Source organism: uncultured Rhodoblastus sp., from assembly GCF_903903185.1.
In the GTDB taxonomy this organism is placed as follows: Bacteria; Pseudomonadota; Alphaproteobacteria; order Rhizobiales; family Beijerinckiaceae; genus Rhodoblastus.
Genome location: NZ_CAIUXT010000034.1, coordinates 1 through 13,234, shown reverse-complemented (window position 1 = coordinate 13,234; position 13,234 = coordinate 1). Strand labels below are relative to the sequence as shown.

The following is a 13,234-nucleotide window of genomic DNA, read 5'->3' as shown; positions in this document are numbered from 1 at the left end:
GATCTAGGACGAGCAGATTTTCGTCGAATTCTCGACGCAAGTGCTCGCCGGCCTCGGCATCGACCGCGCCGCCCTGATCGCAGCCTTGCAGGCGCAGAACTCGGTGATCCCGTCCGGTTCGCTGCAAACCGGCGACGAAAAGCTGGTGATCCGCGTCACCGGGGCGTTCCGCACCGAGGACGATATTCTCGACGCCAATTTCCTGTCCAACGGCCGACTGATCCGGCTGCGCGACATTGCGCAGGTGCGCCGCTCGCTGGCCGATCCGCCGCAGCCGATGTTCCGCGTCAACGGCAAGCCCGCCATAGGTCTCGCCATCGCCATGCGCGATGGCGGCGACATCCTGGGGCTTGGCCGCAATGTCAAGGCGGCGATAAACGACGCCGTGGCCGACCTGCCCGTTGGCGTCGAGGCGCAACTGGTGTCCGACCAGCCGGTGATTGTGAAAAACGCCATCAGCGAATTCATGGAATCGCTTTGGCAGGCCATAGCGATCATCATGGCGGTCAGCATCATCAGCCTTGGCTTCCGTCCCGGCGCCGTCGTCGCGCTGTCGATTCCGCTGACAATGGCGATCATTTTCCCGATCATGGAAGCGCTCGGCATCGATCTTCAGCGCATTTCGCTCGGGGCGCTGATCATCGCGCTGGGGCTTCTCGTCGACGACGCCATGACCACGGTCGATGTCATGACCTCGCGTATGGCGGCGGGCGACAGCAAGGAGAAGGCAGCGACCTTCGCCTATGATTCGCTGGCTTTTCCGATGTTGACCGGATCGTTCGTCACGGCGGCAGGTTTCGTGCCGATCGGCTTCGCCAGGAGTTCGGCCGGCGAATATACGTTCTCGATTTTCGCGGTGGTCACCATCGCGCTGATCGTGTCCTGGTTCGTCGCCGTGCTGTTCGCACCGCTGCTCGGGGTCTGGCTGCTCAAAAAGCCCAATGTCGACCCCTCCGCGCCCCCCGCCAAACCGAGCCGCATCCTGAGCGCCTTTCGCTCCCTCCTCGTCGGCGCGATGCGCTGGCGCTGGGCGACCGTCGCCGTGACGCTCGCCTGTTTCGCCGCCTCGGTGCTGGCGCTGCCGCTGGTGCCGCGCCAGTTCTTTCCGGCCTCCGACCGGCCCGAACTCGTCGTCGACCTGACCCTGCCGCAAAACGCCTCGATTTTCGCCACCGACCGGGTGGCTGAAAAGCTCGACTCCCTGCTCGCAGCCAATCCGGATGTCGCCAGCTGGAGCACTTATGTCGGACGCGGAGCGATCCGCTTCTATCTCCCGCTGAATGTGCAGCTGAACAATGATTTCTTCGCCCAGTCGGTCGTCGTCGCCAAGGACGTCGCCGCGCGGGACCGGCTGCACGCCTTGCTGGAAACCAAACTGGCCGAGGACCTGCCCAGCGTCGTCTCGCGCATTTCGCCGCTGGAGCTGGGGCCGCCGGTCGGCTGGCCGGTGCAATATCGCGTCAGCGGACCCGATATCGAGCAGGTGCGCTCGATCGCCCTGCGGCTCGGACAGGCCATGGGCGCCGACCCGCAGCTCCGGCGGGTCAACTACGACTGGATGGAGCCGGCGCGCAAGCTGCGCGTAAAAATCGACCAGGATCAGGCGCGGCTGCTCGGGCTGAGTTCCGAAACTCTGGCCGCGCATCTCAATACCGTGATGACCGGCGCGCCGATCACCCAGGTTCGCGACAATATCTACCTCGTCGATGTCATCGCCCGCGCGCAGGACGAACAGCGCGTCTCGCTCTCGACGCTGCGCGCCTTGCAGCTTCCGCTGCCCAACGGCCGCACCGTGCCGCTGAGCCAGATCGCCACCTTCGACTTCGATCAGGAATATCCGCTGATCTGGCGGCGCGACCGCGTGCCGACCCTGACGGTGCGCGCCGACATCGCCGAGGGCGCGACGCCCGAGGGCGCGGTGGCGACGCTGGGGCCGCCAATCGAAAAACTCCGCGCCGGCCTGCCCAAGGGCTTTTCGATCGAAACCGGCGGCACCGTCGAGGAAAGCGCGCAGTCGCAAGCCTCGGTGTTCGCGATGATTCCGGCGATGCTGTTCCTGATGCTGCTGTTCCTGATGGCCCAATTGCACAGCTTCAGCCGGCTGGCTCTGGTGCTGTGCATCGTGCCGATGGGGCTGATCGGCATTGTCGGGGCGCTGCTGCTGGCCGGCAGGCCGCTCGGCTTCGTGGCCATCCTCGGCATATTGGCGCTGATGGGCATGATCGCGCGCAACGCGGTCATCCTGATCGAGCAGATCGAGACCGAGCGCCGGCAAGGGCGCGGGGTCTGGGACGCCGTCGTCGAGGGAACGGTGTCGCGCTTCCGCCCGATCATGCTGACCGCCATTTCCACCGTGCTCGGGTTCATTCCGATCGCGCCGACCGTGTTCTGGGGACCGATGGCCTTCGCCATCATGGGCGGCCTGTTCGTGGCGACGCTGTTGACGCTGATCGTGACGCCCGCGCTCTACATCATCTTCTTCTATAACAAGGAGAAGGACGAGAACGGGGCGCTCGCCTGAGCGAGCATCAGCCTCAAAAACGAGCGGCGAAAGGGAAGGCGATGAGCGGGATCGAATCGGACGAAACGCCATCGCGCGCCCGCGCGGCTGCCTTTCGGGCTGTGCTGTTTTTTGCCTTCTGGCTGGCGATTTCCGGCTGGAAGGCGACCGATCTGCCGGTCGGTCTGGCGGCGACCGCCGCCGCCACTTGGGCCAGTCTCGCGCTGATGCCGCCGACCGGCGCTCGGGTCCGCTTCGGAGCCCTCGCCGCCCTCGCGGCGCATTTTTTGCGCGGCTCGGTATTGGCGGGATTCGATGTCGCAAGGCGCGCCCTGAGCCGCGATCTCGACCTCAACCCCGGTTTCGTCACGGCGCCTTTGCGTTTGCCGCCGGGAAACGCCCGCAATGCCTTTTGCGCGCTGGCGAGTCTCGCGCCCGGCTCGCTGCCCGTCGGGATCGACGGCGACACGCTGCTCCTGCATTGCCTCGATGTCGCGCAGCCGGTCGCCAGCTATCTGGCCGCGCAGGAAACCCTGTTCATAAGGGCGCTCGGCGATGAATGACTTTTTGCTCTTCGCCGCCGGCTTCATCCTTTTGACCGTCGCCGCCGGGCTGTTTCGCGTGCTGCGCGGACCCGGCGACGCCGACCGGATGATGGCCGCGCAATTGCTCGGCACGGGAGGCATCGCCAGCCTGCTGCTGATCGCCTCGGCCACCACCGTCGCTGGCGTCGAGGATGTCGCGCTCGGCCTCGCCCTGCTCGCGGCTTTCGCCTCGGTGGCCTTCGTCAATGGCGTCGCAACGGATGACGAGCAACCTCAAGAGGCGGGCGGCAAATGAATTTCGCGCTCGACCTGTTCAGCATTGCCGCCATTGCCGCCGGCGCCTTTTTCTTTTTCGCCGGCTCGGTTGGATTGCTGCGCTTCCCCGATTCGCTGACGCGGCTTCACGCCCTGTCCAAGGCGGACAACCTCGGCCTTGGGCTGGTGGTGCTGGGGCTTCTGCCCCGCGTCGGAAGCCTGCTGGACGCGCTGAAGCTTTTGGCGATCTGGGCGCTGGTGCTGTTGTCCGGCGCGGCCAGCGCGCAATTGATCGGGCGCGCGCTGCGCCGCAGGGGAGGCGACGAATGAGCGTGCTGCAAATCCTCGACGTCGGCCTCGCGCTGCTGGTTCTGGCGGTCGCCGTGTGGACCATCGCCGCCCGCGAAATTTTCGGCGCGGTGGTCGCCTATGTCGCCTATGGCCTTTTGCTGGCAATCGTCTGGATCCGGCTGTTCGCGCCCGATGTCGCCTTGACCGAGGCCGCCATTGGCAGCGGCGTCACTGGCATCCTGCTCGTCACCTCGGGCGCGCGCCTGAAAAGCGCCGGCAAAGCCAGCGCCGCCGCGAAACCTGGCCTGTCGCTGCACCTGTCGGCGGCGGCGCTCAGCCTGCTCGCGGCGACGGCTCTGGCGGGCGTCATCCTGGCGCTGCCAGAGCCGTCGCCGACGCTCGCGCCGGAGGCCCGTCAGGAACTTGCCGCGACCGGGCTCGGCAATCCGGTCACCGCCGTGCTGATCGCCTGGCGCTCGTTCGACACCATGCTGGAGAAAATCGTGCTGCTGCTCGCGGTGGTCGGCGTCTGGTCGGTCGCGTCCGACCGCTTCTGGGGCGGGGCGCCGGCGCCGCTGGGCCGGGCCAATCCGCAAGGCGCGCTTTTGTTGCTCGAACAGACCCTGGTCCCGCTCGGCATTCTCGTCGGCGTGCATATTTTCTGGGTCGGCGCCAACGCGCCGGGCGGCGCCTTTCAGGCCGGCGCCATTCTCGCGGCCATGTGGATGATCGTGATGATCGCGCGGGCTTCCGAGCCGCCGCGGGTCAATTCGCTCTGGCTGCGGCTGGCTCTCATATCGGGACCGGCGGTGTTCATCGTCGCCGGCCTCGCGGGTATCGGCATGGCCGGAAATTTCTTCGCCTATCCGGACGGTTTCGCCAAGCCGATCATCCTGTTCATCGAGGCCTTCATGCTGCTCACCATCGCCGCGACCCTTCCGGTTCTGGTCGCCGGCCCGCCCCGCCGGAGTTTTGGGCCATGACGCCTTCGACCCTCGCCGGGCTGGTCGGCGCCGCGCTCGTCGGCCTCGGGCTCTATGGGCTGATCGTCAACCCGCAGCCGTTGCGCAAAATTCTCGCCTTCAACCTGATCGGCAGCGGCGTGTTTCTGGTGTTCGGCATTGTCGCGCGCAAGGGCGCGGCCGCCGGATTTCCCTTCGATCCGGTGCCGCAGGCGATGGTCATCACCGGCATTGTCGTCGCCTTCGCCGCCAGCGCGCTGGCCGTGGCGCTGATTTTGCGGCTGCATGAGGAAACCGGCCAGGTCCTGCTCGACGACGAGAACCCGGCGAGCCTCCCGTCAGAGCAAGGGGCCGGGAAATGATCGAGACCGCCGCGGCGCTTGAACCCACCTTTGGCGGGCCTCTGCTCGTGCTCGCCATCCTGCTGCCGGTTGTCGGCGTGCTGTTGTCCTTCGTGCTCGGCGGCCGGTTCGCCGAACGGGTGGCGCTGGCGCTGGCGCCCGTCGGCCTCGTGCTCGCGCTCGCCATCGCCTTTCTGGTCTGGCGCTCCGGCGCGCCTGTCGTCTATAACATCGCCGGCCTGGCGCCGCCGCTCGGCATCGCGCTGCGCGCCGACGGCCTGTCCGGCGTCATGCTGGTCACGGCGGCGCTCATCGTCGCCGCAGCCGGGTTTTACGCGCGCGCCACTTTCGCGACGCCGGAAGGCTCAACCGAGGCCCGCGCGCCTTTCGCCTTCTGGATCCTGCTTCAGGGGATCTGGGCGGCGCTGATTTTGCTGTTCATCGGCGCCGACCTGTTCAATCTCTATGTCGGACTGGAATTGCTGACCTTCGCCGCCGTTCCGCTGGTCTGCCTGTCCGGCAAGCCGGAGACCCTGGTCGCGGCCCTGCGCTATCTGATGTTCGCGCTGTTCGGCTCGGTGTTCTATCTGCTCGGCGCGGCGCTGCTCTATGGCGCCTATGGCACGCTCGACATCGTGCTGCTGTCCGGGCGCGTCGCGCCCTTGCCGGCGGTCTGGCTCGCGGCGGGCCTGATGACGGCGGGACTGCTGGCCAAGACCGCGCTGTTTCCGCTGCATCTATGGCTACCTCCGGCCCACGCCAATGCGCCGGCCGCCGCCAGCGCCGTGCTTTCGGGACTGGTGGTCAAGGGCTCCTTCGTGGTGGTCGTGCGGCTGTGGTTCTATGTGCTCCCTGCCCTGCCCGGCGATGCGGCGCAGGTGTTTCTGGGCGCGCTCGGCTCGGCGGCGATCCTGTTCGGCAGCGTGCTGGCCTTGCGCCAACCCCGGCTCAAACTGCTGATCGCCTATTCGACGCTGGCGCAAATCGGCTATCTTTTTCTGATCTTCCCGCTGGCTTCGGGTCAGCATCCGTGGACAATAGACGGCTGGAACGGCGGGCTGATGCAGACGCTCTCCCACGCCTTCGCCAAGGCGGCGATGTTCCTCTCCGCCGGCCTCATCGCCGAATCGCTCGGCCATGACCGGATCGCCGAATTCACCGGCGCCGGACGCGCCATGCCCGTGACCTTTCTGGCGCTCGGATTGGGCGGGTTATCGCTGATGGGCCTGCCGCCGAGCGGCGGTTTCGCCGCCAAATGGCTGCTGCTGCGCGCGTCGGTCGCCGCCGGGCATTGGGTATTCGCCTTGGTCCTGCTGGCGGGCGGGTTGCTCGCCGCCGGCTATGTGTTCCGGATTCTGTCCCCCGCGCTTGCCGACGGGTCGCTCGTTCTGAAATCGCCGCCGCAGCGCAGCCGGGAGCATGCGGCGCTGGCGCTGGCGGTCGTAGCCGTCGCGCTCGGCTTCGCGCCGCAGGAATTTTTCGATTTCCTCCAGATCGGCCGAATGGCCGTGGCGGCGCAGCCATGACCGGGTCCTTTACCTCGCCGCTCGCCGCCGCGCTCGGCCCCTTCCTGCTCGTCGCCGCCCTGGCGCTGCCGCTGGCGTTTGTGGCGGCCTGGTTCTTTGCCGGCCAGCGCCGCCGGGCGCGGGATCTGCAATGGCTGGCGCCGGTTCCCGCCCTTGGCGCGGCGCTGCTCGCGCTGGCCGGCGGGCCTTTTTCGTTCGAGGCGCCAGCCTTGCGCCTGAGCTTGTCGCTCGACCGGCCCGGCGCGCTGCTGTTGGCGGTCGCGGCGCTGTTGTGGATCGTCGTCGGCGCGGCGACCTTCACCTATTGGAAAAAATGGCCGGGCCAGCGTTTCGCCGTCTGCTGGCTCTTGACCCTGACCGGCAGTATCGGCGCATTCGTCGCCGCCGATCTGCTGAGCTTCTATCTTTTCTATGCGCTGGTCAGCATCCCCGCCTATGGGCTCATTGTCGATGACGACGCGCCCGAAACGAAACGGGCGGGCGGGGTCTACATGGCCTTCACCATTCTCGGCGAGGCGTTGTTGCTGCTGGCGCTGGCGCTGCTCGCGGCGGGCGAACCCCATGGCAGCCTGCGCATCGAGGATGTGGTCGCGGAACTGCCCACTTCACCCTGGCGCGACGGCGCTCTGGCGCTGATTATCGCCAGTTTCGGCATGAAGATCGGCCTCGCGCCGCTCAATGGCTGGATGCCGCTCGCTTACAGGGCGGCGCCCATTTCCGCCGCCGCCGTGCTGAGCGGGGCCGGCGTCAAGGCCGGCGTCATCGGCCTGATTCGCTTCCTGCCGCTCGGCTTCGCCTTGCCCGTTTGGGGCGCGGCGCTGGCCGTGCTCGGGTTTTTCGCCGCGTTTTATGGCGTGGCCATTGGCGTCACCCAGCAAAATCCCAAAACCGTGCTCGCCTATTCGAGCATCAGCCAGATGGGCGTGCTGGCGGCGGCGCTCGGCATGGCGCTCGCCGCCGGCGACGCGAGCGCGCCGGCGCTGGTCGCCTTCGCCGCCGCCAATCACGTGCTGGTCAAGGGCGCGCTGTTTCTAACGGTCGGCGCCTTCGCGGCCATGGACTGGCGCCGCGAAAAATGGGCCTTGCCGCTGGCGGCGGCGCTCGGCCTCAGCCTCGCCGGCCTGCCCTTCACCGGCGGCGCGCTGGCGAAACTCGCGCTCAAGGCGCCGATGGGCTACGGTATCGCCGCGATCCTGTCCTACGCCTCGGCGACGGCAACCGCGCTGTTGATGCTGCATTTCGTGACGCGTCTGGCCAAAACCGCCCATTGGGGCGAAACCGCGCGAATTCCCCACGCGATCCCTCGGTACTGGCCCTTTTTCGCGCTTGGCGCGATTTTCCTCCCTTGGCTGCTGTTTCCAGCCGTTGGCCACCTCTCGGAAGCTTTAAGCCTCGACACTCTTTGGGACGGGTTCTGGCCGGTGCTGATCGGCGCCGCGCTGGCGCTCGGGCTGGCGCGCTGGGGCGAAAAACTGCCGCCCATTCCCGCCGGCGACACGGTGGTCGTCGCCGAACGGGCGTTCAAGTCGAGTTTTGCGCTGAGCGGGTTTTTCGAAAAAGCCGACGCGCGGTTGCGCTTCTTCCCGGCGGGCGGCCTGTCGCTGGTGACCATTGCGCTGATCCTGGCCGCGCTCGCCGCCAAGGCAAGGTGAGCGGCGGGCACTGGCGCTTTCAAGCGAAGTGGACGCCGTTGGCTTCAAAAGAAAACGCCTTGAGAACTAATTTACCGGAGATCCGCTCCGATTCAATCGCCGGAACAGGGTTCTAAATACAAACCCACGGCGCCCAGGTTCTCTCACTTTTTTGCCCTGTTCTTTTCAGTCGCTGTCTTTTGCGGGTCCGTAAGAAAAACGTTCCATCGCGGCGAGCGCTACATACGACGCGACGAAGATCACATGGGCGATGACCAGCCATCTGATCTGGGTCTCGCTAACGCTGGTTTCGAGTTTCATCAGCGCTTTTAGAAGGGTAACGCCTGTAATCGCGATCATCGACGCGAATAATTTCTCCTTCAGATCCGAAGAAGTGATCTTGGACATCCATTGAGGCCACGCGGCGAAGGCCGCGCGGTCTATTTTTTGAACGAAATTTGAATAGCCTGAAAAGATGACGGTGATCATCAGGCTGGCGATAAGCGTCAGGTCGATCAGCGCAAGGACCGCAATGATGATCTCGGTTTCACTGGCCGAGAATATATCAACGGCAAAATGCCAGAGCCCGACAAAAAACGCGGCTACAAGAAGCATCAGAGCGAACACGAGGCCTATGATGAGAGGTATCATCACCAGTCGGCTCGCCACGACAATCCGTGTCACCATTTCGTACATGCCTGCGCCTGACGACTCTTCCCTGTCCAGCACCGCTGACCTAAAAAGTTCGATCGTCGCAAAAAACGGGTTTTTCGCCATTGCTGTCAAAAGCTTCCAAACAGCGTGCCTAGCCCAATCACCGCCGCGAGCGCGACGAGAGAACTGACCACGCCGACCATCACGATGTCGAAATAGCTTTCCTTGTGGCTGGATCCGCAGACCGCCAGCACCGTGACCACCGCGCCATTATGCGGCAGCATGTCGAGCGTTCCCGCGCCGATCACCGCGACGCGATGCAACAGGCCGGGATCGATGCCCTGTTCGGCGGCGATCTTCATATAGGCTCCGCCGAGCGCGTCTAGCGCGATGGTCAGGCCGCCGGAAGCCGAGCCGGTCAGCGCTGCGAGCACATTGGTCGCCACGGCGAGGGAAACCAACGGGCCGCCCTCGATGCCGAGCACCCAGTCGCGCACCAGAGCGAAAGCCGGCAAGGCCGCCACCACCGAGCCGAAGCCGACGAGGCTTGCGACGCTGAGCACCGGCAGTACGGAAGCGTTGGCGCCGGCGTCCATCGACGCGCGCAAAGACGGCAGGCGGCGAAAGTTGATCGCCACCAGCACGAGGATGGCCGCGGCGAGCGCCGTCACCACCGCCCAGACGCCGCCGACCGCCGACAGCGAGGTCTCGCCCCAGACTTCTTCGGCGAGAAAGGAGGCGTCGAGTTTTGGAAGCACGAACAGCGACATCACCAGATTGACGCCGATCACCACGGCGAGCGGCAGGAAGGCCAGAGCGACCGGCGGGCCGCCGGCGCTCTCCTTGCTATGCCCGATCTCGTTGGGGTCGAAGGCGCCGGCGGTGGTGGCGCGCTCGCGCACGATCGGGTCCGTCGAAGCCTCGTCGGCGGCTTTGGCGTCGTCGAGCGAGGCTGGGTCGTCGCCAAAGCCTTCGCCGCTGGCCCGCGCCTTGGCCTCGGCGCGGGCGAGCCACCATAGGCCAAAGGCCAGCATGATCGCGGAAGCGACGACGCCGAGGCCCGGCGCCGCGAAAGGCGTGGTGCCGAAGAACGGCATGGGGATGGCGTTCTGGATCGCCGGGGTTCCCGGCAGCGCCGACATGGTGAAGGTGGAGGCGCCGAGCATGATCGCCGCCGGCATCAGCCGGCGCGGAATCCCCGCCGAGCGAAACAGCGCATGGGCCATTGGCGCGATCACGAAAAAGGCGACGAACAGGCTGACGCCGCCATAGGTGACGAGCGCCCCGGCCAGAACCACCGCCAGCACCGCGCGTTTGGAGCCGAGTTTTTCGGTCATGAAGTTCGCGATGGTCGAAACCGAGCCGCTATCCTCCATCAGCTTGCCGAACAAAGCCCCGAGCAGAAAGATCGGAAAGAACTGCATGATGAACTGCGCGGCGCTGCGCATAAAAGTCTGGGTCCAATGGGCGAGGGTCGGTTCGCCGGCGAGCAGCGCCGCGAGAATCGCAGCGGCGGGCGCCAGCAGAAGAATGCTCCAGCCGCGATAGGCGAGCCAGATCAGCAGGCCGAGGGAAAAGAGAATGCCGAGCAGCCCCATGGATCAGACTCCTTCCAGCAGCTTGTCGATGTCCATCGTCGATTTGTTGCCGAGATCATGGGCGTGGGCTTCGAGAAAGGCTTGCGCGGATTTGCGGCCCTCGTCGCGCAGCATGGTCAAAAACGCCCATTCGGTGATCATCTTGGACGAGGCGCCGAGCGTGTTCATGACATCGTTGCCGACGCGATGGAGACGCAGCTTGGCCCATTCGGCGCCTTCGCTGTCGCCGGCGTCCACCACCTTGCGCAGCATGGCGATCATGCGCAATTCCTTGAGTGTGACGGCGTTGAAGGAAATCTCGTTCAGGCGGTTCATGATTTCCGAGGAGGTGCGCGGCACTTCCACGCTCTCGATCGGGTTGATGGGTATCAGGATCATGTCGTCCGACTTGCAGTAGCGCACCAGCGGCGTCAGCGTCGGATTGCCGGAATAGCCGCCGTCCCAATAGTGGTCGCCGTCGATTTCGACGGCCTGAAACATGCTCGGCAGGCAGGCCGAGGCGAGCAGGACTTCCGGCGTGATGGCGTCGTTGCGAAACACCCGGCCCCGGCCGGTATGGACATTGGTGGCGGTGATGAAAACCTGGATCGGCGACTGCGGGATCAGGTCGAAATCGATGAACTGGGCGAGAATGTCGCGCAGCGGATTCTTGCCGGGCAGGCTCAGGGTATAGGGCGAGATGACCCGCGACATCAAGTCGGCCATGATATAGCCGGGCGAATTATCCATCGTCCAGCGGCCGAGCAGGATGTCGAGCGGCCCGCGCTGCAACGGGCTGAACCGCGCCGCGTCCGAGACGCCGCGCCAGAAATTTTCCAGTGCTTCGCGGGCGCCCTGGGCGCCGCCCTTGGCGAAGCCGGCGGCGAGCACGGCGGCATTCATAGCGCCGGCGGAAGTGCCCGAAACCCCGTCGATCTCGAACCACGGCTCTTCAAGAAAACGATCAAGCACGCCCCAGGTAAAGGCCCCGTGCGAACCGCCTCCCTGCAAGGCCAGATCGATCAGGATCGGATCGCGGGAAAAAGTTTTTGGAGCCTGTTCCATCTATATTTCACCTCGTGGAAATAAATCTCGGGATTTATTTGCGGCGCACTATAGGGAGGTTTTTCCAAAGCGCCACATTTATTTTGCTGCATTGCAAAAATAGCCCGGATCGAGATCAAGGGCCTGCGACGCGTGACCCGACAGCAGGATGGCGATCCGCCGGCTTCCGGGATATTCCGCTCAGATCGTCCGCCCGGCTATGGCGATCGTGCGCCGCTCGGGGTTCCCGGCAGATGCGATAGAACGCTCCAGAAAAACGCAGAGATAACGACGAAAAAGGGCGAAGTAGCCAGGGTCTTGGCGCAGAAACCGCTCCCGACAGCCCCCGATCAGAAACTGCAAGATCGTCGGCGTCATCAACACTCGGACGGCCAACTCCTAAGACCCCATTTTCGCAAGAACATAGCTCCAGAATGATGGTGATCAGCGGACCAAGGAATGGGATGTAATTGACCGCAAAGGATACGACCCGCGTGCGGCGGCTAGTTTGAGGCCGACAGTGAGGAAAAACGCCCAGGCGATCAATTCCGTCACCGTGCCCGCAATAGTGCGGACCGGTATTTAGCGGCGGAGTTTTTTTAACGCAGGCGACGATTCCGCTCGTCTTCGATCCAGCGAAGATTTTTCGCGAAGACCCCGGCTTCGCGTGATGTTTTTTGTCACTTCGCTGCGCACGCGGCCGAAGGCGGCGCCTTTTTTCGCCTTGAAATAATTCGTCCAGTCAACTGATCGATAGCAGGCGTTTTAAGTTCATTTGGCGCATAATTCGCCAAGGCTTCGCTGGGAATGTTAATGCGAAGACCTAGCGCGGTCACCGGGATGACCGCGACAAGCAGCGCCGTTCGCGTCGCCAGCCTCGGAAATTAAATTCGATTGATCCCGATCCCCCATCTGACGATACCTGCTTTCCCCGGTTGTCGCCATTTCACATTTGAGCGAAAGGATGCGCGCCGATCTCTGGCTTGCCACTTTCAAGCTTGTGTTCTAACTCTCCTTTCACGGATTCAGGAGAATGTGGAATGTCATACAGTTTCAGACGACGTCTTGTTGGCTTAGTGCTGGGTCTCGGCATGATCGCCAGCGTGGCCGAAGCCGCCCCGATCTCGCCGTCTTCCTTGCGATCCGAAGCGATTCAGGTTCCGATCGAAAAATCGCAGGTCGTCGTCCACCGTCGCGGGCGACCTGCGGTTGTCCATCACCGCAGGCGACATGTCGTTCATCACCACAGGCGGCCTGTGGTCGTCCATCACCACAGGCGACATGTCGTTCATCGCCACCATCACCGTCACCAAGTTTGCTGGTGGAACCACGGACGCCGCATCTGCCGCTGGCGCTAACGAAAAGCCTTCCATCATGGCTACCTCTGCGAGAATTCAGCCGGCGGCACGGACGGCTGAATTTTTTAATTTTGCGTCGCCATTCCAAGCATCAAAAGTGTCAGCCTCTGGCAACTCCCAGAAAATTACAGGTTGGGCCACAATCGACCACAGCTTGAATAAGATCGTTGTAACTCGGGATAATATGATGTTTCAGCAAACCAAATTGAAATAAAGTGTCGGGATTTTATTGGGCGTCGTCCAGGCTCAGACCGGCCCAAACGTCGCTGCCGGCGTCGCAGGCCTACGCCTGACCATTGTCAGACATTCGCATTAAACGAACTCGCGGGCCTGCCGAGTAATTACATCCATCGACCCTGGATGGCGCCAACCGTCCTCGTCGCCGGGGCCAGCGTCAAATCGCGGGAAACCTATCCCGCGCCGCTGATTGACCATGATTTCAACCGTTGCCGCGCGCTGTCGGCTTTCGCGCATATTTCCGGCGGCGCGTCTTCCTGAACGTGCTTTCCGGCTGAGTTCAATTCCGGGCGGCGCGACGGACTCCGACGTC

The 13,234-nt window shown here is 64.3% G+C and carries 12 protein-coding genes and 1 pseudogene; 10 read left to right on the top strand and 3 right to left on the bottom strand.

Translation table 11 applies throughout. The annotated features are described in order from the left end of the window. Positions 1–7: 7 nt before the first annotated feature. The 8 genes and pseudogenes from QZY01_RS02850 to QZY01_RS02815 form a co-directional block, all read left to right on the top strand. A pseudogene (locus tag QZY01_RS02850) lies at positions 8–2,521 on the top strand (efflux RND transporter permease subunit); the annotation flags it as partial. 41 nt (positions 2,522–2,562) lie between these two features. Next, positions 2,563–3,063, top strand: a complete 501-nt coding sequence (locus QZY01_RS02845; protein ID WP_294533078.1) for a Na+/H+ antiporter subunit E — start codon at positions 2,563–2,565, stop codon at positions 3,061–3,063. Then, positions 3,056–3,340, top strand: coding sequence for a monovalent cation/H+ antiporter complex subunit F (locus QZY01_RS02840; RefSeq protein ID WP_294533076.1), 285 nt, complete (start codon positions 3,056–3,058; stop codon positions 3,338–3,340). The genes QZY01_RS02845 and QZY01_RS02840 overlap by 8 nt, the downstream gene beginning before the upstream one ends. Then, a complete protein-coding gene (locus tag QZY01_RS02835) occupies positions 3,337–3,630 on the top strand; it encodes a monovalent cation/H(+) antiporter subunit G (protein WP_294533074.1) in 294 nt (97 codons plus the stop codon). The genes QZY01_RS02840 and QZY01_RS02835 overlap by 4 nt, the downstream gene beginning before the upstream one ends. Continuing rightward, positions 3,627–4,574, top strand: a complete 948-nt coding sequence (locus QZY01_RS02830; protein WP_294533073.1) for a hydrogenase subunit MbhD domain-containing protein — start codon at positions 3,627–3,629, stop codon at positions 4,572–4,574. The genes QZY01_RS02835 and QZY01_RS02830 overlap by 4 nt, the downstream gene beginning before the upstream one ends. Next, entirely contained in the window at positions 4,571–4,915 is a 345-nt protein-coding gene (locus QZY01_RS02825; RefSeq protein WP_294533071.1) for an NADH-quinone oxidoreductase subunit K, read from the top strand. Before QZY01_RS02830 ends, QZY01_RS02825 begins: the two co-directional genes overlap by 4 nt. Continuing rightward, entirely contained in the window at positions 4,912–6,420 is a 1,509-nt protein-coding gene (locus QZY01_RS02820; protein WP_294533069.1) for a proton-conducting transporter membrane subunit, read from the top strand. Before QZY01_RS02825 ends, QZY01_RS02820 begins: the two co-directional genes overlap by 4 nt. After that, a complete protein-coding gene (locus QZY01_RS02815) occupies positions 6,417–8,072 on the top strand; it encodes a proton-conducting transporter membrane subunit (protein ID WP_294533066.1) in 1,656 nt (551 codons plus the stop codon). Before QZY01_RS02820 ends, QZY01_RS02815 begins: the two co-directional genes overlap by 4 nt. Positions 8,073–8,237: 165 nt before the next feature. Here QZY01_RS02815 and QZY01_RS02810 read toward each other — a convergent pair whose 3' ends face one another. From QZY01_RS02810 to QZY01_RS02800, 3 genes are read right to left on the bottom strand one after another with little or no spacing between them, the layout of a single operon-like run. Then, positions 8,238–8,828, bottom strand: a complete 591-nt coding sequence (locus QZY01_RS02810) for a YqhA family protein (protein WP_294533063.1) — start codon at positions 8,826–8,828, stop codon at positions 8,238–8,240. A gap of 5 nt (positions 8,829–8,833) precedes the next feature. Then, positions 8,834–10,303, bottom strand: a complete 1,470-nt coding sequence (locus tag QZY01_RS02805) for a GntP family permease (RefSeq protein WP_294533060.1) — start codon at positions 10,301–10,303, stop codon at positions 8,834–8,836. 3 nt (positions 10,304–10,306) lie between these two features. Continuing rightward, on the bottom strand, positions 10,307–11,347 hold the full coding sequence (locus QZY01_RS02800; protein WP_294533057.1) for a patatin-like phospholipase family protein: 1,041 nt from the start codon (positions 11,345–11,347) through the stop codon (positions 10,307–10,309). A 1,188-nt stretch (positions 11,348–12,535) separates the two neighbouring features. Here QZY01_RS02800 and QZY01_RS02795 point away from each other — a divergent pair. After that, positions 12,536–12,898, top strand: coding sequence for a hypothetical protein (locus QZY01_RS02795; RefSeq protein ID WP_294533054.1), 363 nt, complete (start codon positions 12,536–12,538; stop codon positions 12,896–12,898). Next, a complete protein-coding gene (locus tag QZY01_RS02790; RefSeq protein WP_342394869.1) occupies positions 12,889–13,182 on the top strand; it encodes an FAD-binding domain-containing protein in 294 nt (97 codons plus the stop codon). The genes QZY01_RS02795 and QZY01_RS02790 overlap by 10 nt, the downstream gene beginning before the upstream one ends. The last annotated feature ends 52 nt before the right edge of the window (positions 13,183–13,234 follow it).